Here is a 20,892-nt window from a genome sequence, read left to right on the forward strand (position 1 = left end):
CGACAGGACCCATGGGCCGACCTGAGAAGAAGAGCAAGGCGAAGAAGAGCGGCATACGCCGCCTCTTCACCTGGAAGAAGCTCCTGGGCACCTTCTTCGTGGCCTGCCTGCTCGGCATCGGCGCCCTCGGTGCCGTCTACGTCATGGTCCCCGTCCCGACGGCCAACGCCGAGGCGACCATGCAGAGCAACATCTACAAGTACGCGAACGGCAAGATCCTCGCCCGCACCGGCAAGATCAACCGCGAGATAGTCGGCCTGGAGAAGATCCCCGAGAAGGTCCAGAAGGCCTTCGTCGCCGCCGAGAACAAGACCTTCTACAAGGACAACGGCGTCGACATCAAGGGCACCACCCGGGCCGCCTGGAACACCCTCACCGGCCAGGGCAAGCAGGGCGGCTCGACCATCACCCAGCAGTACGTCAAGAACTTCTACCTGAGCCAGGACCAGACGGCGACCCGCAAGCTCAAGGAAATGGTCATCGCCATCAAGGTCGACCAGCAGATGCAGAAGAGCGACATCCTCGCCGGGTACATGAACACGAGCTACTACGGCCGCTCCGCCTACGGCATCCAGGCCGCCGCCCGCGCCTACTACGGCGTCGACGCCACCCAGCTCACCACCGCCCAGGGCGCCTACCTCGCCTCGCTGCTCCAGGCCCCCAACCAGTACGACTGGACCTCCGCCAGCACCACCGGGCGCAAGCTCGTCGAGGAGCGGTGGAACTACGTCCTCGACAACATGGTCGGCGAGGGCTGGCTCACCCAGGCCGAGCGCGCCGGGATGAAGTTCCCCGTCCCGCAGAAGCCGAAGCCCGCCCCCGGCATGGAGGGCCAGACCGGCTACATCGTCGAGGCCGCCAACCAGGAGCTGATGCGCCAGGGCGTCAGCGAGGAGGACATCAAGGCCGGCGGCTGGACGATCACCCTCAACATCGACGAGAAGCGCCAGAAGGACCTCGTCAAGGCCGTCGACCGGCAGCTGGAGGCCAAGCTCGACCGCAAGGGCGACGCGAAGGACGCCACCGTCCAGGCCGGCGCCACCTCCGTCGACCCGAAGACCGGCGCGGTCGTCGCCATGTACGGCGGCGTCGGCGCCACCGAGCACTGGATGTCCAACGCCACCCGCCGCGACTACCAGCCCGCCTCGACCTTCAAGCCGATCGTGCTCGCCTCCGCCCTCGACAACAAGGCGGAGACCCAGGGCGGCTGGGACATCGGCCTCGGCACCACCTACAGCGGCAACAGCAAGCGGCCCGTCGTCGGCAGCGACATCCCCTTCGCGCCCGAGAACGAGGACGACTACAGCTACGGCAACGTCTCCGTGCAGAGGGCCCTGAACAAGTCGATCAACTCGGTCTTCGCCCAGATGATCGTCGACGTCACCCCGAGCGCGACCAAGAAGACCGCGCTCGCCCTCGGCATGAAGGACGGCCCGGACTTCGGCGAGACCCCCGCCATGTCCCTCGGCACCATGGGCGCCTCCACCCTCGACATGGCCGGCGTCTACGCCACCCTCGACAACCACGGCAAGAAGGTCACCCCGACCCTCGTGAAGGCCGCCGCGCACAAGGACCGCAAGGCCGAGACCATCGACGCCATCGGCGGCCAGGTCATCAGCCGCGAGGCCGCCGACACCGTCACCAAGGGCATGCAGGGCGTCGTGCAGAGCGGCTCCGGCTACCGCGCCGCCGGCAACTACGCCGCCGCGGGCAAGACCGGCACCTCCGAGAACAACCGTTCCGCCTGGTTCGTGGGCTACACCCCCGAACTCGTCACCGCCGTCGGCCTCTTCGGCGAGGACAGCAAGGGCAACCAGGTCACCCTGACCAACACCATCAACGAGGGGCGCGCCAACGGTGGCCGCACCCCCGCGCAGATCTGGGGCGACTACACCTCCAGCGCCCTCGACGGCGGCTCGAACGCACAGTTCGACCTGGAGACCGACAACTCGTACGCGGTCGAGCCGACCGGGGAGCCCACCCGGACCGAGGAGACCACCGAGGCGCCGACGGAGGAGCCCACCGAGGAGCCGACCACCGCCTCCCCGGAGCCCACGGTCACCAAGGACCCGACGACCGCCCCGCCGACGCCCACCGAGGACCCGACGACCGCGCCGCCGACGCCCACCCGCGAGCCCACGACGCCCCCGGTCACCGAGGAGCCGACGGAGGAGCCCACGCTCAAGCCCCCGACCTCCCCGGCGACCGAGCCCGGCCCGGACCCGACGGAGGAGACCGTGTCGGAGGACACGGGGACGGGACGCCCGCAGCGCTAGGAACGCGAAGGGGCCCGGCTTCCCCCCCGTACATCTCGTACGGGGGGAAGCCGGGCCCCTTCGTTCGCACGCTCAGGTACGGAGCCCCAGCTCGAACCAGACGACCTTGCCGCCCGAGAGCCGCGTCGCACCCCAGCGCCGGGCCAGCCGGTTCACCAGGAAGAGCCCGCGCCCGCCCTCGTCCGTGTCCCGCGCCCGCCGCTGCCGCGGCAGCTGCGGCGAGTCGTCGCCCACCTCGCACCGCAGCACGTCCGTCCGCAGCAGCCGCAGCGTCACCGGCCGCTCCGCGTACCGCACGGCGTTCGTCACGACCTCGCTGATCAGCAGCTCGACCGAGTCGGTCAGCTCCTCCAGGTCCCAGCGGGCCAGCGCCCGCCGGGCCAGCCGCCTCGCACGCCCCGGAGCGGCGTCCTCCGGCTCCAGGAACCAGTACGCCACGTCGCTCGGCGCGATCCCGTCGAAACGGGCCGCGAGCAGCGCGATGTCGTCGTCCCGGTCGCCGGGACCGAGCATGTCGAGGACGTCGTCGCAGAGCGCCTCCAGCGGGGGCGCGTGGTCCGGGCCCGTCAGCTGCGCGGTCGCCGCGAGGCGCTCCCGCAGCTGCTCGATCCCCGTCCACACGTCCCGCAGCCGGGACTCGACCAGGCCGTCCGTGTAGAGCAGCAGGGTCGCGCCCGCCGGGGCGTCCAGCTCGACCGCCTCGAAGTCGACCCCGCCGACCCCGATCGGGGCGCCCGGCGGCACCCGCAGCACCTCGGCACGGCCGCCCAGGTGGAGCAGTATCGGCGGCGGATGGCCCGCGTTGGCCACGGTGATCCGGTGCGAGACCGGGTCGTACACCGCGTACATGCAGGTCGCCATGCGGTTCTCGCCGAGCCGCTGCGCCTGCTCGTCCAGGTGGTGCAGGACCTCCTGCGGCGGCAGGTCGAGACCCGCCAGGGTCTGCGCGGTCGTCCGCAGCTGGCCCATGATCGCCGCCGAGGTCATCGAGTGGCCCATGACGTCGCCCACGACCAGCGCCACCCGGCTGCCCGGCAGCGGGATCGCGTCGTACCAGTCGCCGCCCACCCGGGCCGTCTCGGCGGCCGGGAGGTAGCGCGAGGCGAGCCGCACGCCGGTCGGCTGCGGGAGCGAGTCCGGCAGCATCGTCCGCTGGAGCTCGTCCGCGATGTACGCCTCGCGGCCGTACAGGACGGCCTTGTCGATGCCGAGCGCCGTGTGCGTCGCCAGCTGCGCCGCGACCAGCAGGTCGTTCGGCTCGAAGCCCGCCCGCTCCGGGCGGCGCAGGAACACCGCCGCGCCGATCACCCGGCGCCGCCCGCGCAGCGGCGCGAGGACGGCCCGCAGGCCGCCGGGCAGCGGGTGGTCGGCGCCGAGGAGCTCCCGGAGCGCCGCCTTGGCGGCGGCGGAGTCGCCGAAGACCGGCCGCACCCCGCGCAGTATCTCGGCGAGGGCACCACCGGACCGCACCTCGCAGAGTTCGGCCGCGGGGGTCGGATCCGGATCCGGTACGAGGACGAGCTCCTCGCCCTCCAGATCGCTTAACCGGAGCCGGTCGGTGCGGCGCAGCCGCAGCATGAACGGCGCCACCGGGCGCTCGTCGCCGACCGGGAGCGGGTCGCGGAGGTAGACGAGGATCTCGTCGGAGAAGGTGGGGACGGTCGCCCGGCAGAGGCCGAGCACGATCTCGTCCAGGTCGAGCCCGCGCGCGATCCGCCGGGTCGCCGCACCGACGAACCGCAGCCGCTCGCCCTCACGGCGCGCCGCCGGGTCGGGCCCGCCGCCGAGCACCCCGCCGGGACTCTGCGCGCCGACGGCGACGACGGCTGAGCCCTCGGCGTCGACGGGAGTCTCCGGGGAGATCGGGGAGATCGGGGAGATCGGCGAGACCGCCGAGACCGGTGAGACCGGCGGCGGGACGGGAGGGGAGGCCGGGGACGGGACCGGCGGTGAGGCCGGGGACGGGACCGGCAGGGAGGCCGGGGGAGCGACCGGCGGCGCCACCGTCGGGGTCTCCGCCGCGCCCTCCGCGTCCGTCGCCTCCTGGCGTGGGCGCGCGCGTTCGTGCGGCCGGGCAGCCAGGGGCTGCCGGCCTTCGTGGGAGGTGGGATGCTCCGTCACGCCTGGGGTTCCGTCCGTCCGGGCCGGTGGTGCGATGCACTCGCTCTTCTCGCCGATGCCGCGCCTTCGGCGGGGATAAACCCCTCGTATGCAGCGGATGTGGACGCTCCGCGAGCGGCGGTCACGGCAGGGGGCGAAAGGGGAGGGACACCCGGGCACGCGTCCGGCACTTCTCTCCCCCTCGTGGATGACTTCTGGTCAGGTCATGGGCTGCGCTGCGTTGTTGACGTGCCGTCCGGTCGTTCCGACGTGGTGGGCGTTCCGCTTCTGCCGTGCGGAGGACGATCCTACGTTTGAACCCCGGGGGCGCATCAAGGGTCTCACGGGGCCGTGTGCGCCGGAGTGCGGTCCCAGTCGACCGGCAGCTCCGGAACGGGCCAGGCCGGATCGGGTCGCCACTCCTCCCAGCCGTCCGAGAACGGCGCGCCCCAGGCGCGGATCCGCTCCACCGCGAGCCGCCCCGCCGCCTCCACGCGGGCGGCCTGCTCCGGGCCCATCAGGCCGGACCGCTGGGCCTGCGCGAACTCGTCCTCGTCCCGCCACAGCCAGCTGCGGTCGGGGTAGACGGAGATGTCGAGGAAGTGGTCCTCGGAGTCGACGCCGCCGGACCAGCGGGTGCGGGGCTCCTCGAGGTTCACGTACCAGCTGCGGAAGCGCCAGCCGCGCTCCCAGAACAGCCAGACCGACCACGGGTCCCCGGGCCTGGCCAGCTTCAGGACGCCGCTGCCGAACCAGCGGGACCGCTCCGTGGTGCGCGGGGCGGTGTACCGGGTGGCGAGCGGCTCCTCGTGCACGGCGGTGCCGTCCGCGAGCACGGGCCGTACGCATTCCGTGCCGGGCGCCATCCAGACCGCGAGCAGCTCGGGCGTGTCCTGGACGACGGTCACCGGCCGGCAGATGTGCACCGCGCCGGTGCCGTTGTCGCGGTAGCGCCAGAGGATCTGCTCCCCCGGCGCCCAGTGCTGAGGGCCGTCGGATCCTGTCATGGCCAGATCTTAGGTGCGCACTCCCGCGACCGCTGCGGTACAGGTCACGGATGAGTCAGGGGTGATGTCCGGCTCAGGGGTGCGTCATCCGCAGGACGTCGAGCGCCTCGTCCAGCTGCTCCACCGTGAGGTCGCCCCGCTCCACGTACCCCGAGTCGAGGACGACCTCGCGGATGGTCCGCCGTTCGGCGAGCGACCTCTTGGCGACCTTGGCGGCCTCCTCGTACCCGATGTACTTGTTCAGCGGGGTCACCACGGACGGTGAGGACTCGGCGTACTCGCGGGCCCGCTCGACGTTGGCGGTGATGCCGTCGACCGTGCGGTCGGCGAGGAGGCGGGCCGCGTTGGCGAGGAGCCGTACGGACTCCAGGACGTTCTTGGCCATCACCGGAAGCATGACGTTGAGCTCGAAGTTCCCGGCGGCGCCCGCCACGGCCACGGTGGTGTCGTTTCCGGTCACCTGCGCGGCGACCATGAGGACGGCCTCGGGGACGACCGGGTTGACCTTGCCGGGCATGATCGAGGAGCCGGGCTGGAGGTCGGGGAGGTTGATCTCGGCGAGGCCCGTGCGGGGGCCGCTGGCCATCCAGCGCAGGTCGTTGGCGATCTTCGTGAGGGAGACGGCGATGGTCCTGAGGTGTCCGGACGTCTCCACGAGCCCGTCCCGCGCGCCCTGCGCCTCGAAGTGGTCGCGGGCCTCGGTCAGGGGCAGGCCGGTGGCCCGCGCGACCTCGGCGATGACGGCCGCCGAGAAGCCGGCCGGGGTGTTGATGCCGGTGCCCACCGCCGTACCGCCGAGGGGGAGCTCCGCGAGCCGGGGGAGGGCCGAGCGGAGGCGGTCGGCCCCGTACCGGACCTGGGCCGCGTAGCCGCCGAACTCCTGGCCGAGGGTGACCGGGGTGGCGTCCATGAGGTGCGTGCGGCCGGACTTCACGACCGTCGCGAATTCGGCTGATTTTCGACCCAGGGATTCGGCCAAGTGGTCGAGGGCGGGGATGAGGTCGCGGGTGACGGCCGCGGTGGCGGCGATGTGGATCGAGGACGGGAAGACGTCGTTGGACGACTGCGAGGCGTTGACGTGGTCGTTCGGGTGGACGGACCGCTCCGCGGGCAGCCGTTCCGTCGCGAGGGTCGCGATCACCTCGTTCGCGTTCATGTTGGAGGAGGTGCCGGAGCCCGTCTGGAAGACGTCCACGGGGAAGTGGTCGTCCCAGCGCCCCTCGGCGACCTCGCCGGCCGCCGACACGATCGCGTCGGCGAGGTCGCGGTCGATCACCCCGAGCTCGGCGTTGACGGTCGCCGCCGCGGCCTTGACGCGGGCCAGGGCCTCGATGTGGGCCCGTTCGAGCCGCTGGCCCGAGATCGGGAAGTTCTCCACGGCCCGCTGGGTCTGGGCCCGCCACTTGGCGTGCGCGGGGACGCGCACCTCGCCCATGGAGTCGTGCTCGATCCGGTAGGCACCGGTGGGGTCTGTCTCGTTCATCGTCCTCAACCTCCAGTAAAAACATGAGCACTTGTCTTGTTCGATGTATTCCCAATGGGCGTACCGGCCAGTAAAAACCGTGGGTAACCCCACTTCCAGGAGGCGCAATGACGCGCACCAGGTACAGACTCCGCTGGCCCGTCGCCGCCGTCGCGGCCGCGGCCGCCGCCCTCGGCAGCATGACCGCCGCGGCCCCCGCCGGCGCCGCCGACACGAGCACGGCGGCCGTGACGACGAACACGGCGGCCGTGACGACGAACACGGCGGCCGCATCGGCGAGCACGGCGGCGACCGCCTCCGTGCCGCTCCCGCCCGAGCTGGAGGCGATCCGCGCCGCCGAGGCCACCAGGATCTACGGCGACCCCGCAGAGCGCCCGCTCGCCCAGCGCAAGACCGGCCTGATCTCCCTCGGCGACAGCGAGATCTCCGGCGAGGGCGTCGGCAGCTACGAGCCCCCGACCAACGGCCCGACCAACTGGTGCCACCGCTCCCCGGACGCGGCCATCCACCGCACCGGCATCCCCGCGGACCTCACCTTCAACGTCTCCTGCTCCGGCGCGTACACCGGGAACATCCGGATCGGCGGCTCGAAGCAGTACGCCGACGAGCTCGTCCAGAGCGACAACCTCGCCATCAAGGCCCGCAACACCCGCATCAAGATGGTCCTGCTCGTCGCCGGCGCCAACGACGACCTCCAGTTCGGCCCGGTCATGACCGACTGCGTCACCCGGTACGTCCTCAGCCAGGGCGCCTGCGAGCCCAAGTACGCCCCCGGCTGGCAGGCCCGTGTCGACGCGCTCGTCCCCAAGGTCGAGCAGACCGTCCGCGACCTCAAGACCGTCATGCGGGACGCCGGGTACGCCGACGGCGACTACAAGCTCGTCGTCATGGGCTACCCGAGCCCCATCGGCCCCGACTTCTACGACAACCCGAACTTCCCCGGGAAGCTCTCCTGCGGCGGCATGGGCTACGACTCCGACACCAAGTGGGGCCGCAACACCGCCGTGCCCGCCTTCGAGCGCGGCATGCGCAGGGTCGCGGCGAGCACCGGGGCCGTCTACCTCGACAACTCGCGGCTCTTCCACGGCCACGAGGTCTGCATGGAGGACACCTGGGCCCGGGGCCTCTACATCGACCTCTCCAAGCCCGGCGGGATCGACGACAACACCACCCGCCAGTCCTTCCACCCGAACCAGCGCGGCCACGCGGCCTTCGCCTCCTGCCTGACCCAGATCTACAACTCGGGCCTGCGCGAGGCCGGGTGCGCCGACGTCAACTCCTCCGGTACGCCGACGCTCTTCCCGGTCGCCTGGGACGACGCGTACAAGCCGCTCAAGGTCGAGGCGACCGGCAACTGCCTCGACGTCAACGCCTCCGAGTCCGCCAACGGCACCGCCGTCCTCGGCTGGGACTGCCACGGCGGCCGGAACCAGGGCTGGTGGTACGACTCCGCGCGCGCGACCGTCCACACCCAGCTCACCCAGGACCGCTGCCTCGACGTGCCCGGCGCCGTCTACCAGGCGGGCAAGGCGCTCATCGTCTGGAACTGCAGCGGCGCCGCCAACCAGAAGTTCGTCCGGGACGGCGCCACGATCCGCCCGGCCGCCGCGACCGGGCTCTGCCTCACCCAGGGCGCGGCGAAGGAGCCGGTCCGGCTCCAGGGCTGCAACGGCTCGGCGAACCAGCGCTTCGTGTAGCGGCACGCCTTCGCGCGGAGGCACGCCTTCGCGCGGCGGCGCTCTCGTACAGCGGTGCAGGTGGCGGGGGCACGCGTTACGCCGAACGGGCGGATCGGGTGCCCCCGTCGCACAATGAAGCGTGCCGGGGGAAGCCACCCGCAAGGAGGCACGACATGACCCGGAGCTTCAGGAGGTCCGGCGCGCTCGGCGCCGCCGCGGCGGCGACCGTGGCCTTCGGCGCCGTCGCGTTCGGCGCCGCGCCCCCCGCCGCCGCCGACAACGGGGACGGGTTCGAGTTCACGATCTACTCCAAGGAGGTCCCGGCGCAGGGCGCCGACGAGGGATCCGAGGAGAGCATGGCCGCGCCCAAGGCCGGGGACGCCTTCACCTTCGCCGACGACCTGTACAAGACCAAGGGCGGCGACAAGATCGGCCGCGACGGCGTCACCTGCACGGTGGTGCGCGTCGCCGGGACCCAGGTCGACGTGAACTGCATCGGCACGTTCGTCCTGAACGGCGGACCGGGCGGACAGCTCACCGCCCAGGCCCTCACCACCTTCGACACCGGCTCGGAGTCGGTCTCCGCCTACGACGTCGCCCTGACCGGCGGCACCGGCGACTTCAAGGACGCGCGCGGCTACGTCCGGGTGACCCCCGACGGCGACTACGAGCGGATGGAGTTCCACGTCAACACCCGCTGAGAACCGGCCCGTCCGGGCCGGTTCGGGCTGCGGGCGGCTCAGGAGAGCTTGCCGCCGTAGTCCGGCAGCTTGAAGGCGCGCTCGGCGTGACCGCCGACGATGTCGGTGGTGTTGTTGCCGATGTTCGCGATGATCGTGTAGCCCTTGGCCTCGATCTCGGCGCGCTTCGCCGTCTTGTACGCGCCGACCTCGGCGAACAGGTCGGGCAGCGAGCGCACGTACAGCCCGTCGACCGGGTAGCCGACCTTCTTCAGGTTCCAGTCCGTGAGGGAGTGGATGATCCCGGGCCGCGCGGTCACGAAGAAGACCGCGACGCCCTTGGCGTGGGCGTCCCTGACGAGGGTGCGGACGTCCGCGATGGCCGGGGTCGGCAGCTCCCAGAACGGGTGGAAGTCGGTCTCCAGGGAGGAGTTGTCGATGTCGAGGACGATCGCCTGCTTCTCGACGTCGGCGTCCTCGGCGCGCTGCTCGATGTACGGACGCGCCTCGGCGACCACGGCGGCCACGTCGCGGCGCCAGGTCGCGTAGTCGACGTCCGCGAGGGCGGCGGTGGAGGTGACGTGGGTGTCCGGGTCGGCGGCGAGCGCGGCGGGGGCGGGGCCGACGGCGACGAGGGCGACGGAGAGGCCGAAGCCGGCGAGGGCGGTCTTGGCGGAGGGCATGGTGGGGGCTCCCGAGTGGTCTACCTGCTCAGTGGTTGACATGCTCGCGGCCAATACTGACTGGTAGGTAACGGGAGCGCTACCGGTCGGTAGCGGGTTTCCGAGCGGCAGAAGGCCGAAGCCCCCGGTCCGTACGGGACGGACCGGGGGCTTCGTGCGCGGCGGGCGGAATGGGGTCGGAGCCCCGGGCCCCGCACCGGCGGGCGGGGTGGGGTCAGAGACCCGGGCCCCGCACCGGGATGTGCGTGAACGTCGGCTCGGGCGCCGGGTTCTGGAAGAAGTCGTTGCCCTTGTCGTCGACGACGATGAAGGCCGGGAAGTCCTCGACCTCGATCTTCCAGACCGCCTCCATGCCGAGCTCCTCGTACTCGACGACCTCGACCTTCTTGATGCAGTCCTGCGCGAGACGCGCCGCCGGGCCGCCGATCGAGCCGAGGTAGAAGCCGCCGTGCGCGCCGCACGCGTCCGTGACCTGCTTGCTGCGGTTGCCCTTGGCCAGCATGACCTTCGAGCCGCCCGCCGCCTGGAACTGCTCGACGTAGCTGTCCATGCGGCCGGCCGTCGTCGGGCCGAAGGAACCGGAGGCGTACCCCTCGGGGGTCTTGGCCGGGCCCGCGTAGTAGACCGGGTGGTCCTTCAGGTACTGCGGCATCTCCTCGCCCGCGTCCAGCCGCTCCTTGATCTTGGCGTGCGCGATGTCGCGCGCCACGACCAGCGGGCCGTTGAGGGAGAGGCGGGTTTTGACCGGGTACTTGGTCAGCTCGGCCAGGATGTCGTCCATCGGCTGGTTGAGGTCGATGGTGACGACGTCGCCGGCCTCGTCCAGGTGGGAGTCCTCGGTCTCCGGCAGGAAGCGCGCCGGGTCGGTCTCCAGCTGCTCCAGGAAGACGCCCTCGGCGGTGATCTTCGCGACGGCCTGGCGGTCGGCCGAGCAGGAGACGGCGATCGCGACGGGCAGCGAGGCGCCGTGGCGGGGGAGGCGGACGACGCGGACGTCGTGGCAGAAGTACTTGCCGCCGAACTGCGCGCCGATCCCGATCTTCTGCGTGAGCTCGAAGACCTTCTCCTCCAGCTCCTTGTCCCGGAAGCCGTGGCCGGTGGCGGCGTCGCCCTCGGTCGGCAGCTCGTCCAGGTAGTGCGCGGAGGCGTACTTCGCGGTCTTGAGCGCGAACTCGGCGCTCGTGCCGCCGACGACGATCGCCAGGTGGTACGGCGGGCAGGCGGCCGTGCCGAGCGAACGGATCTTCTCCTCCAGGAACTTCATCATGGAGGCCTCGTTCAGGACCGCCTTGGTCTCCTGGTAGAGGAACGACTTGTTGGCCGAGCCGCCGCCCTTGGCCATGAAGAGGAACTTGTACGCGCCGCCGTCGGTCGCGTACAGCTCGATCTGCGCGGGCAGGTTCGAGCCGGTGTTCTTCTCCTCCCACATGGTGACCGGGGCCATCTGCGAGTAGCGGAGGTTCAGCTTCGTGTACGCGTCGTAGACGCCCTTCGACAGGGCCTCCTCGTCGCGGCCGGAGGTCAGCACGTTCTGGCCGCGCTTGCCCATGACGATCGCGGTGCCGGTGTCCTGGCACATCGGGAGGACGCCGGCGGCGGCGATGTTCGCGTTCTTGAGCAGGTCGAGCGCGACGAACTTGTCGTTGCTCGACGCCTCCGGGTCGTCGATGATCCGGCGCAGCTGGGCCAGGTGGGCCGGGCGCAGGAAGTGCTGGATGTCGTGGATCGCCTCGGCGGCCAGCCGGCTCAGGGCCTCGGGCTCGACCTTGAGGAACGTACGCCCGTCGGCCTCGAAGGTGGAGACACCTTCGGAGGTCACCAGGCGGTACGGCGTGGTGTCCTCTCCCAGGGGGAGCAGATCGGAGTACGAAAACTCTGGCATGACGGCGGCCATTCCTCACTCGGCAGACAGCTGCGCGCCGCCTCCGTTGGCGGGCGCGCCCTCCAGCGTATGACGCGGCCGCGGTCCCGATCCTGTGAGGTAAGGCTCACCAGGGGCGTTTGTGTCCTTCTGTTCGATTTCCACCCTCCCGACCCGGACGCGTCCCCTAGGGGACGTCCCTCTGGTCGCGATCTATCGCGTCTGGCTACGCTGGCCGTGTGGACCTCGAAAAGAAGCCCGAACTCCCGTCCGAACCCGCGTCCGAACCCGCGTCCGAACCCGAGCGGGCCTCCGCTTCCGCGCCCGCGCCCGCGCCTGCGGCACCCGCCCCCGCGCTCGCGCCCGCGGCACCCGCCGTCGCGGACCCGCAGGGATCGCTGCGGGCGTCCGACGCGGACCGGGACCGGATCGCGGACATCCTCGGGGACGCCCTGGCCGAGGGCAGGCTCGACCCCGCGGAGCACGCGGACCGGATCGACGCGGTCTACCGGGCCAAGACCGTCGGCGAACTGGAGCCGATCGTCAGGGACCTCCCCGGCGCACCGGTCCGGCCCGCGCCCGAACCCGCCCCGGCGCCGTGGGGAGAGGACGAGGGCCCGGCCGACAGCCTGGTCGCGATCTTCTCCAGCACCACCCGCAAGGGCCGCTGGCGCGTCAGCCCCCGGACGAACGCTTTCTCGCTCTTCGGCAGCATCGAGATCGACCTGACCGAGGCGCTCTTCGCCCAGCGCCTCACCACCATCAACGCCACCTCGATCTTCGGGAACGTCGAGGTCAGGGTCCCGGAGAACATCAGCCTGCGCGGCAACGGCAGCGGCGTCTTCGGCAACTTCGAGGTCGTGACCCTGGAGGGCGTCGACCCGCAGGCGCCGGTCGTCGTGGTCAACGGCTACTCGGTCTTCGGGAACGTGGAGGCGCGCCCCAAGCGCGGCAAGTGGGTCACCGACCTCCAGAACAAGCTGCGCAAGCGCCTCGACGGCTGACCGAAAGTCGCCGTCAGGTGTCCGCTGACGGGAACCGGAGGGCACGCGGTGCATAGGCGCGCGCACAGCGGGTAGGGCTGCTCCATCGCCGCTCGCTCGCGAAGTCGTCGTCAGGAGTAGACCGTGCTGCAACTGCCGCATCAGCCCCTCCAGGTCGCCGCCGTCCCCCCTCAGCGCACCCCTGTCAGGGAGGACGAGGCCGGCCCCTGGCACGCGGAGGCGGTGTGCCGCCGGGACGAGGCAGGGCTGTTCTTCGCCCCTTCCAAGGAGCCGACCGCCGCGCGCCTGGCGCGCGAGGAGGCGGCGAAGCGGGTCTGCGCGCGCTGTCCCGTCATGGTCGAGTGCCGGGAGCACGCGCTGCTCCAGCCCGAGCCGTACGGGGTGTGGGGCGGGCTCACCGCGGCCGAGCGCCGCGTGGTGCTGGCCCGGCGCCGGCGGCGGGACGTGGAGCTGAAGAAGGCGTCCGCGGCGGACCGGGTCGCCCAGGCCGGCTGACGGGACGCGGGAATACGGGGAGGGGCGCCCCCACCGCACATGGGGGCGCCCCTCTTCGTACTGCCGAGGCCCGGCCTTCGTCCGCTTGAAGGCCCTGCCGTCGACGGCCCTAGTTGGCGCGGTCGAAGTCGATCTTGCTGTACGCGCGCAGCTTCGAGAGCCGGTGCGTCGAGTCGATCTGGCGGATCGTGCCGGACTTCGAGCGCATGACGAGCGACTGCGTGGTCGCCGTCTCGGCGCGGTAGCGCACGCCGCGCAGCAGCTCGCCGTCGGTGATGCCGGTGGCGACGAAGAACACGTTGTCGCCGCTGACCAGGTCGTTCGTGGAGAGCACGCGGTCCAGGTCGTGGCCCGCGTCGAGGGCGCGCTGACGCTCGGCCTCGTCCTTCGGCCACAACTTGCCCTGGATCACGCCGCCGAGGCACTTGATGGCGCAGGCGGAGATGATGCCCTCGGGCGTGCCGCCGATGCCCATGAGCAGGTCGACGCCGGTGCCCTCGCGGACGGCCATGATCGAACCGGCGACGTCGCCGTCCGAGATGAACTTGATGCGGGCGCCGGTCTCGCGGATCTCCTTGACGATGCCCTCGTGGCGGGGGCGGTCGAGGATGACGACGGTGATGTCCTCGGGCGAGGAGTTCTTCGCCTTGGCGACCCGGCGGATGTTGACCGAGACGGGCGCGTTGATGTCGACGAAGTCGGCGGCCTCGGGGCCGGTGACCAGCTTGTCCATGTAGAAGACCGCGGACGGGTCGAACATGGTGCCGCGGTCGGCGGCGGCCAGCACGGCGATGGCGTTCGGCATGCCCTTGGCGTTGAGCGTGGTGCCGTCGATCGGGTCCACGGCGATGTCGACCTCGGCGCCGGTGCCGTCGCCGACCCGCTCGCCGTTGAAGAGCATCGGGGCCTCGTCCTTCTCGCCCTCGCCGATGACGACGACGCCGTCCATCGAGACGGTGGAGATCAGGGTCCGCATGGCGTTGACCGCGGCGCCGTCCGCGCCGATCTTGTCGCCGCGGCCGACCCAGCGGCCCGCGGCCATGGCGGCGGCCTCGGTGACGCGCACCAGCTCAAGGGCCAGGTTGCGGTCGGGAGCCTCGGGGGAAACGACAAGCTCGGGCGGAAGGTTCTGGTGCTCGGTCATCGGAACGCACCTTTCTGTACGGCGACGGCCGGAAATAAGAGGGTGCTGCGACTCTATCGGTACGTCGACAAAATGAGCAGAGGGCCCCACGTATGAGCGCGAGACCGTGATGCGACCATGGGGGCGTGGCAGGTATGCGAGGCAGGCAGACGGTACGCGGGATGATCAAGTCCCTTGGTGTGATCATGATCGCGGCGGGGGTGATGTACCTCTTCATCCCGCACGACGAGGACGCGGCTCCGGTCAAGGCGAAGGACTACCGGATCGAGCTCCTGACGGCCCAGCGGGCGGCGCCGTACCCGGTGCTGGCCCCCGAGGGCCTCGGCGAGGGATGGAAGGCGACGGTCGTCTCGTACAAGCGCGAGAAGTCCGACGCGTGGCAGCTCGGCTTCCTCTCCCCGGACACGCAGTACGTGGCGATCCACCAGTCGACGGCGGCGCCGCGCGAGTACGTGCCCGAGGTCACACAGGAGGCCGAGGACACGGGGAAGACCCAGACGGTGGCCGGCAAGGTCTGGCACCGCTGGGAGGGCCCGAAGTACGACGCGCTCGTCCGGACCGAGGGCGGCGCGACGACCGTCGTGACCGGCACGGCCTCCTTCGAGCGGCTGGGCGAGATGGCCGGCGCGCTCCAGTCGAAGAAGGCCTGAGCGGACCCGGCGAGCACGCGGAAGGGCCCCGCACTCCGCGAGGAGTGTGGGGCCCTTCCGCATGTCCTGCTCAGGCTCAGACGGTGGTGACGACCTCGTCGTAGGCCAGACGCGGGGAGCGCGGGAACCAGGCGTTCTCACCGGCGTGGCCGATGTTGATGACCATCAGCGGGGTGTGGTCGTCGTCCAGGAACTCCTTCTGGAGACCGGCGAAGTCGACACCGGTCATCGGGCCGGCGGCGAGGCCCGCGGCGCGGATGCCCAGGATGAAGTAGCCGGCCTGGAGCGAGGCGTTGACCGTGGCGGCCTGCTCGCGGACCGGGCGCTCCGAGAAGAAGACGTCCTTGGCGGCCGGGAAGTGCGGGAAGAGGGTGGGGAGCTCCTCGTGGAACTCGTTGTCCGCGGAGAGGATCGCGACCAGCGGGGCGGAGGCGGTCTTCGCCTGGTTGCCCTCGGCCATGTGCTTCACCAGGCGCTCGCGGGCCTCGGGGCTCCGGACGAGCGTGATGCGCAGCGGGGTCTGGTTGAAGGCGGTGGGGCCGTACTTCACCAGGTCGTAGATCGCCTGGACCTGCTCGTCGGTCACCGGCTCGTCGGTGAACGTGTTGGCGGTGCGGGCCTCACGGAAGAGGAGGTCCTGGGCTGCGGAGTCAAGGGCGAGAGACATGCTGCGTACCTTCCGGACTGCAAAGGGGGAATCGCTGGGGAGTCGCTCTTCACGACGTTCCGAGCGATGTCTCGACAGTACGCCCAAAGTTGGTGAAACTTCAACTACCTAATCCGGATAGTGATCCGCTTCACTGCTGGGCCCGAGTCTACGCCGTCGGTACGGGGACCGGGCCCCGGTGCCGACGACTCTTCGCACCGCGTTCACGAACCGCGCGCCGACCGCCCGTCCCCCGCCTACTCCTCCTCGGCCTCGTCTTCGGCGCGCTCCGCCGCGAGCGAGGCGTCGAGCCGGGCCCGGGCGCCTTCGAGGCGCCGGCGGCAGATCTTCGCCAGCTCCTCGCCACGCTCCCAGAGCGCGAGGGAGTCCTCCAGGGACGTACCGCCCGCCTCGAGCCGTCGAACGACCTCGATCAGCTCGTCGCGCGCCTGCTCGTACCCGAGCGCCGCCTCTTCCGCGCTGCTGTCGACCGCCATGTGTGCCTCCACCCTCCGTGTCTCGTGTCTCTCTACGTCTTCAGGCGTCTTCAGGCGCCTTCGGCCCCGGCTTCGGCTCCGACTTCGGCCTCGGCTTCGGCCCCGGCTTCGGCCCCGGCCCCGGCCACGCGCCGCACCGCGAACTCGCCCTCCGCGACCCTGGCGCGCAGCTCCTCGCCGTCCGCGACCTCCTCGGGAGAGCGGACCACCGCCCCGTCCGCCCGCTGGAGCACCGCGTACCCGCGCTCCATCGTCGCGGCGGGCGACAGCGCCCTGACCCGCGCGTGCGTGTGGGACAGCTCCGAGTCGGCCCGGTCCAGGAGGTGCCCGAGGACCCGGCGGCTGCGGGCGAGCAGCGCGTCGACCTCGGCCTCACGGACCTCGACCATCCGCTGCGGGTGCTCCATGACGGGCCGCCCGAGCGCGTGCGCGAGCCCGCGCTCCTCGCGCTCCAGGAGTCCGCGCACGGTCCGCAGCGCCCGGTCCCGGAGCCCCCGCACCCGGTCGAGCTCCTCGCCCACGTCCGGGACGACCTTCTTGGCCGCGTCGGTCGGCGTGGAGGCCCGCAGGTCGGCGACCAGGTCGAGGAGGGGCGTGTCCGGCTCGTGCCCGATGGCCGAGACCACGGGCGTACGGCAGTCGGCGACGGCCCTGACGAGCTGCTCGTCCGAGAACGGCAGCAGGTCCTCGACGCTGCCGCCGCCCCGGGCGACGATGATCACGTCGACCTCGTCGTGGGCGTCGAGCTCCTTCACCGCCTGGACGACCTGCGGGACCGCCTTCACTCCCTGCACCGGCACGTTCCGCACCTCGAAGCGGACGGCGGGCCAGCGGCGGCGCGCGTTCTCCAGGACGTCCCGCTCGGCGGCCGACGCGCGACCGCAGACGAGCCCGATCAGGTGCGGCAGGAACGGGAGCGGCTTCTTCCGGTCGAGCGCGAACAACCCCTCGGAGGCCAGGCCCCGCTTGAGCTGCTCAAGACGCGCGAGGAGCTCCCCGATCCCGACCGGCTTGATCTCCACGGCCCGCAGCGACAGCTGCCCCCGTGGTGCGTACCACTCCGGCTTCGCGTGCACGACGACCCGGGCGCCCTCGGAGACGACGTCGGCGACCGCGTCGAAGACCTGTCTGTAGCAGGTCACGCCGATCGAGATGTCGTACGAGGGATCCCGCAGCGTCAGGAAGACGACCCCGGCGCCGGGCCGCCGCGACAGCTGCGTGATCTGCCCCTCGACCCAGATCGCCCCGAGCCGGTCGATCCAGCCCCCGATCAGCCGGGAGACCTCACCGACGGGAAGCGGTGCTTCGGCGGACGTAGTCAGACCCATGGACCGAGCGTAACCGCGCGGTACGACAACGTCAGGAGCGCGCGGCTGCGGAGCCGTACGAGATCACGTGCCGTGGCCGTCAGCCCCGCGCGGACGTCCGGGTGGCCCCCTGCACCGCGAGCACCACCAGACCCACGCCGAGCCACGCCACGCCCACCACCTGGGCCGCCGTGGACGCCTCGACGATGACCGCGACGAGGACGGCCGCGCCCACCACGGGGACGACGACGTGCTTGAGCCAGTTCGGCGGACCCTCGGCCCGCCGCACCGCGAACCAGCCGACCACGCTCGCGTGCAGCAGCACGAAGGCCGTCAGCGCGCCGACGTCGACCACCGACACCAGGTGGTCGAGCCCGTCGTCCCGGCTCGCCGCCCACAGCGCGGCGGTCATCGTCACCGTCGCCGACACGAGCAGCGCCACGCGCGGAACGCCCGAGTCCGTACGGGCCAGGACGTGCGGCAGCCGCCGGTCGCGGCCCATCGCGAAGAGCAGCCGCCCGCCGGCCGCCTGCCCGGCGAGGGCGGCGAAGGCCGCGCCGATCGCCTTCGAGACGGCGACGAGGTCGTGGAGCCAGCCGCCGACGGAGGCCTCGACGGCGTCGTAGAAGGCCGAGCCCTGCTTAGCCGGGTCGGCGGCGAGCTCGGCGGAGGAGACCGGTTCGAGGAGGGCGACGAGCCAGGTCTGCGCCACGAAGAGCAGGCCCGCGAGCGCGAGGCAGAAGAGCACGGCCCGCGCGACCTTCGCCGACCCTCCGGTGACCTCCTCGGCGAAGGAGGCGATGGCGTCGAAGCCGAGGTACGAGAGCACGGCGACCGACACGGCCCCCAGGACGGCGGCGAGGGAGAAGCCGCTGTCACCGGTGAGCGGCGACCACCAGTCGCGCTGCGCCCCGTCCCGTACGAGCACCACGACCGCCGAGACGACGAAGACGAGGAGGACGACGATCTCCATGGCGAGCACGGCGAAGCCGACCCGGGCGGCGGCCCGGACGCCCCACAGGTTGAGCAGGGTGGTGACGACCACCGCGATGCCGGTCCACACCCACCGGTCGACCTCGGGGACCAGCGCCTCCATGGCGATGCCGGCGAAGAGGTAGGCGACGGCCGGGATGAGGAGGTAGTCGAGCATCGCCATCCACCCGGCGACGAAGCCCGGCCCCTCGCCGAGTCCCTTGCGGGCGTACGTGAAGACGGAGCCGGCCTGCGGGGCGACGCGGACCATCTGCGCGTAACTGAAGGCCGTGAACGCCATGGCGACCGTCGCCACGAGGTACACCAGTGCGACGGCCCCGTCCGACTTGGCGTCGAGGGTGCCGAAGACGCCGACGGGGGCCATGGGGGCGATGAACAGCAGCCCGTAGACGACGAGGTCGCGAAACCCGAGATTCCGTCGCAGTCCTTCATGCTCCAGGGGCTCTGCTCCCCGGGTCCCGTCGTCAGCCATGGCGCCAGTCTCGGCCACGGCACCGGCCAAACCGCTCACCGACGCGGCCTTACGATGGGACGCATGACTGCAACGCCCGCGTCGACGCCCGAGTCCGCCCCCGTGACGAACCGCCCGAAGCGTGTCCTGCTCGCCGCTCCCCGCGGCTACTGCGCGGGCGTGGACCGTGCCGTGATCGCGGTGGAGAAGGCCATCGAGCAGTACGGGGCCCCGATCTACGTCCGCCACGAGATCGTCCACAACAAGTACGTGGTCCAGACGCTGGAGCGGAAGGGCGCCATCTTCGTCGACCAGGCGACCGAGGTCCCCCCGGGCAACATCGTGATGTTCTCCGCGCACGGCGTCGCCCCCACCGTCCACGAGGAGGCCCGCGTCGGCCGCCTCGCGACGATCGACGCGACCTGCCCGCTGGTCACCAAGGTCCACAAGGAAGCCGTCCGCTTCGCCAACGAGGACTTCGACATCCTCCTCATCGGCCACGAGGGCCACGAGGAGGTCATCGGCACCTCCGGCGAGGCCCCCGACCACATCCAGCTGGTCGACGGCCCCGAGGACGTCGCCAAGATCGAGGTCCGCGACCCCGACCGGGTCGTCTGGCTCTCCCAGACCACGCTCTCGGTCGACGAGACGATGGAGACGGTCGACGCGCTGAAGGAGAAGTTCCCGAACCTGATCTCCCCGCCGTCCGACGACATCTGCTACGCCACGCAGAACCGCCAGACCGCGATCAAGGAGCTCGCCGGCCAGGCCGAGCTCGTCATCGTCGTCGGCTCCAAGAACTCCTCCAACTCGATCCGCATGGTCGAGGTCGCCAAGCAGGCCGGCGTCCCCGCCGCGTACCTCGTCGACTTCGCCAGCGAGATCGACGAGGCCTGGCTGGAGGGCGTGACCAGCGTCGGCCTCTCCTCCGGCGCCTCCGTCCCCGACGTCCTCGTCCAGGAAGTCCTGGAGTGGCTCTCCGAGCGCGGCTACGCGGACGTGGAGATCGTGAAGACGGCCGACGAGTCGCTCACCTTCTCCCTCCCCAAGGAGCTCCGCAACAAGGACCTGCGGGCGGTCGCGGAGAGCCTCGGCAAGAACGGGTAGGACCGGGCCCCGGCCCGTACGGTAGGTCCATGAACGACTTCGTCAGCGTCTTCGGAGTGGACATCGGCGGCTCGGGGATCAAGGGCGCGCCCGTGGACCTGGAGCGCGGCGCGCTCGCCCAGGAGCGCCACAAGGTACTGACCCCACAGCCCGCCACACCCGACGGTGTGGCGGGCTGTGTCGCGCAGGTCGTGGAGCACTTCGGCTGGACGGGCCCGGTGGGGGTGACCTTCCCGGGCGTGGTGACCGGCTCCACGATCCGTACGGCGGCCAACGTCGACAAGTCCTGGATCGGCGTCGACGCGGGCGCGCTCCTGTCGGAGAACCTGGGCGGGCTCCCCGTGACCGTCCTGAACGACGCGGACGCGGCCGGCGTCGCGGAGATGACCTTCGGCGCGGGCCGGGGCCGCAAGGGCACGGTGATCCTGCTGACCCTCGGCACGGGCATCGGCTCGGCCCTCTTCGTGGACGGCCTGCTCGTCCCGAACACGGAGCTCGGCCACCTGGAGCTGAAGGGGCACGACGCGGAGAAGCGCGCGTCGACGAGGGCGAAGGACGACGAGGGCCTGACCTGGGAACACTGGGCGAAGCGGCGGCTGACGAAGTACCTCGCCCATGTGGAGATGCTGTTCTCGCCGGAGCTGTTCATCATCGGCGGCGGGGTGAGCCGGAAGGCGGAGAAGTTCCTGCCGCTGATCGAGGGGATCAAGGCGGAGATCGTCCCCGCGGAGCTGCAGAACAACGCGGGGATCGTGGGAGCGGCGATGGCGGCGGCGAGGAGCTGAGGCCCCGGCCGTGGTCCGCCGGGCAGGCCCGGGCCTGCCCGGCG

Annotated in this window: 18 protein-coding genes; 8 read left to right on the forward strand and 10 right to left on the reverse strand. The window is 71.4% G+C overall.

Going from position 1 to position 20,892, the window contains the following annotated elements:
• Positions 1 to 11: 11 nt before the first annotated feature.
• A complete protein-coding gene (locus AB0G79_RS22120; RefSeq protein WP_360808951.1) occupies positions 12 to 2,276 on the forward strand; it encodes a transglycosylase domain-containing protein in 2,265 nt (754 codons plus the stop codon).
• Positions 2,277 to 2,348: 72 nt separating this feature from the next.
• Here AB0G79_RS22120 and AB0G79_RS22125 read toward each other — a convergent pair whose 3' ends face one another.
• The 3 genes from AB0G79_RS22125 to AB0G79_RS22135 all read right to left on the reverse strand — a co-directional run bounded on the left by AB0G79_RS22125 (position 2,349) and on the right by AB0G79_RS22135 (position 6,866).
• The gene (locus tag AB0G79_RS22125; RefSeq protein ID WP_360808953.1) at positions 2,349 to 4,397 is read right to left on the reverse strand and encodes an ATP-binding SpoIIE family protein phosphatase; all 2,049 of its coding nucleotides are present in this window, start codon (positions 4,395 to 4,397) and stop codon (positions 2,349 to 2,351) included.
• 320 nt (positions 4,398 to 4,717) lie between these two features.
• On the reverse strand, positions 4,718 to 5,383 hold the full coding sequence (locus AB0G79_RS22130) for a DUF402 domain-containing protein (protein ID WP_360808955.1): 666 nt from the start codon (positions 5,381 to 5,383) through the stop codon (positions 4,718 to 4,720).
• A gap of 73 nt (positions 5,384 to 5,456) precedes the next feature.
• On the reverse strand, positions 5,457 to 6,866 hold the full coding sequence (locus AB0G79_RS22135) for a class II fumarate hydratase (protein WP_360808957.1): 1,410 nt from the start codon (positions 6,864 to 6,866) through the stop codon (positions 5,457 to 5,459).
• Positions 6,867 to 6,973: 107 nt separating this feature from the next.
• Between AB0G79_RS22135 and AB0G79_RS22140 the strand changes: the two genes are divergently transcribed.
• Complete coding sequence (locus AB0G79_RS22140; RefSeq protein WP_360808959.1) at positions 6,974 to 8,563, forward strand: ricin-type beta-trefoil lectin domain protein; 1,590 nt, start codon at positions 6,974 to 6,976, stop codon at positions 8,561 to 8,563.
• A 155-nt stretch (positions 8,564 to 8,718) separates the two neighbouring features.
• On the forward strand, positions 8,719 to 9,246 hold the full coding sequence (locus AB0G79_RS22145) for a hypothetical protein (RefSeq protein ID WP_360808961.1): 528 nt from the start codon (positions 8,719 to 8,721) through the stop codon (positions 9,244 to 9,246).
• 38 nt (positions 9,247 to 9,284) lie between these two features.
• Here the strand turns inward: AB0G79_RS22145 and AB0G79_RS22150 are convergent, their stop codons facing one another.
• Together AB0G79_RS22150 and AB0G79_RS22155 are read right to left on the reverse strand one after the other, a co-directional pair.
• Positions 9,285 to 9,908: an HAD family acid phosphatase gene (locus tag AB0G79_RS22150; protein WP_360808963.1), complete on the reverse strand. Its 624-nt coding sequence runs from the start codon at positions 9,906 to 9,908 to the stop codon at positions 9,285 to 9,287.
• 214 nt (positions 9,909 to 10,122) lie between these two features.
• Positions 10,123 to 11,790: a fumarate hydratase gene (locus AB0G79_RS22155; protein ID WP_360808965.1), complete on the reverse strand. Its 1,668-nt coding sequence runs from the start codon at positions 11,788 to 11,790 to the stop codon at positions 10,123 to 10,125.
• Between the two features lie 218 nt (positions 11,791 to 12,008).
• Between AB0G79_RS22155 and AB0G79_RS22160 the strand changes: the two genes are divergently transcribed.
• Complete coding sequence (locus tag AB0G79_RS22160) at positions 12,009 to 12,773, forward strand: DUF1707 domain-containing protein (RefSeq protein WP_360808967.1); 765 nt, start codon at positions 12,009 to 12,011, stop codon at positions 12,771 to 12,773.
• Between the two features lie 123 nt (positions 12,774 to 12,896).
• Positions 12,897 to 13,268, forward strand: a complete 372-nt coding sequence (locus tag AB0G79_RS22165) for a WhiB family transcriptional regulator (protein ID WP_360808969.1) — start codon at positions 12,897 to 12,899, stop codon at positions 13,266 to 13,268.
• A 109-nt stretch (positions 13,269 to 13,377) separates the two neighbouring features.
• Here the strand turns inward: AB0G79_RS22165 and glpX are convergent, their stop codons facing one another.
• Complete coding sequence (gene glpX / locus AB0G79_RS22170) at positions 13,378 to 14,412, reverse strand: class II fructose-bisphosphatase (protein WP_360808971.1); 1,035 nt, start codon at positions 14,410 to 14,412, stop codon at positions 13,378 to 13,380.
• Between the two features lie 134 nt (positions 14,413 to 14,546).
• On the opposite strand from glpX, the gene AB0G79_RS22175 reads away from it, so the two are divergent.
• On the forward strand, positions 14,547 to 15,062 hold the full coding sequence (locus tag AB0G79_RS22175) for a DUF4245 domain-containing protein (RefSeq protein WP_360809004.1): 516 nt from the start codon (positions 14,547 to 14,549) through the stop codon (positions 15,060 to 15,062).
• A gap of 76 nt (positions 15,063 to 15,138) precedes the next feature.
• Here AB0G79_RS22175 and AB0G79_RS22180 read toward each other — a convergent pair whose 3' ends face one another.
• The 4 genes from AB0G79_RS22180 to AB0G79_RS22195 all read right to left on the reverse strand — a co-directional run bounded on the left by AB0G79_RS22180 (position 15,139) and on the right by AB0G79_RS22195 (position 18,977).
• Positions 15,139 to 15,729 carry a malonic semialdehyde reductase gene (locus AB0G79_RS22180; protein WP_360808973.1) on the reverse strand — a complete coding sequence of 197 codons (591 nt, stop codon included), beginning with the start codon at positions 15,727 to 15,729 and terminating at the stop codon, positions 15,139 to 15,141.
• Between the two features lie 236 nt (positions 15,730 to 15,965).
• Complete coding sequence (locus tag AB0G79_RS22185) at positions 15,966 to 16,205, reverse strand: exodeoxyribonuclease VII small subunit (RefSeq protein WP_360808975.1); 240 nt, start codon at positions 16,203 to 16,205, stop codon at positions 15,966 to 15,968.
• Positions 16,206 to 16,255: 50 nt separating this feature from the next.
• Positions 16,256 to 17,533 carry an exodeoxyribonuclease VII large subunit gene (gene xseA, locus AB0G79_RS22190; RefSeq protein ID WP_360808977.1) on the reverse strand — a complete coding sequence of 426 codons (1,278 nt, stop codon included), beginning with the start codon at positions 17,531 to 17,533 and terminating at the stop codon, positions 16,256 to 16,258.
• 79 nt (positions 17,534 to 17,612) lie between these two features.
• Entirely contained in the window at positions 17,613 to 18,977 is a 1,365-nt protein-coding gene (locus AB0G79_RS22195) for an APC family permease (RefSeq protein ID WP_360808979.1), read from the reverse strand.
• Positions 18,978 to 19,031: 54 nt separating this feature from the next.
• Between AB0G79_RS22195 and AB0G79_RS22200 the strand changes: the two genes are divergently transcribed.
• Complete coding sequence (locus AB0G79_RS22200) at positions 19,032 to 20,063, forward strand: 4-hydroxy-3-methylbut-2-enyl diphosphate reductase (protein WP_360808981.1); 1,032 nt, start codon at positions 19,032 to 19,034, stop codon at positions 20,061 to 20,063.
• A gap of 29 nt (positions 20,064 to 20,092) precedes the next feature.
• The gene (gene ppgK, locus AB0G79_RS22205; protein WP_360808984.1) at positions 20,093 to 20,848 is read left to right on the forward strand and encodes a polyphosphate--glucose phosphotransferase; all 756 of its coding nucleotides are present in this window, start codon (positions 20,093 to 20,095) and stop codon (positions 20,846 to 20,848) included.
• Positions 20,849 to 20,892 lie beyond the last annotated feature (44 nt).

This window comes from Streptomyces sp. NPDC020807 (genome assembly GCF_040641575.1).
Taxonomy (GTDB): domain Bacteria; phylum Actinomycetota; class Actinomycetes; order Streptomycetales; family Streptomycetaceae; genus Streptomyces.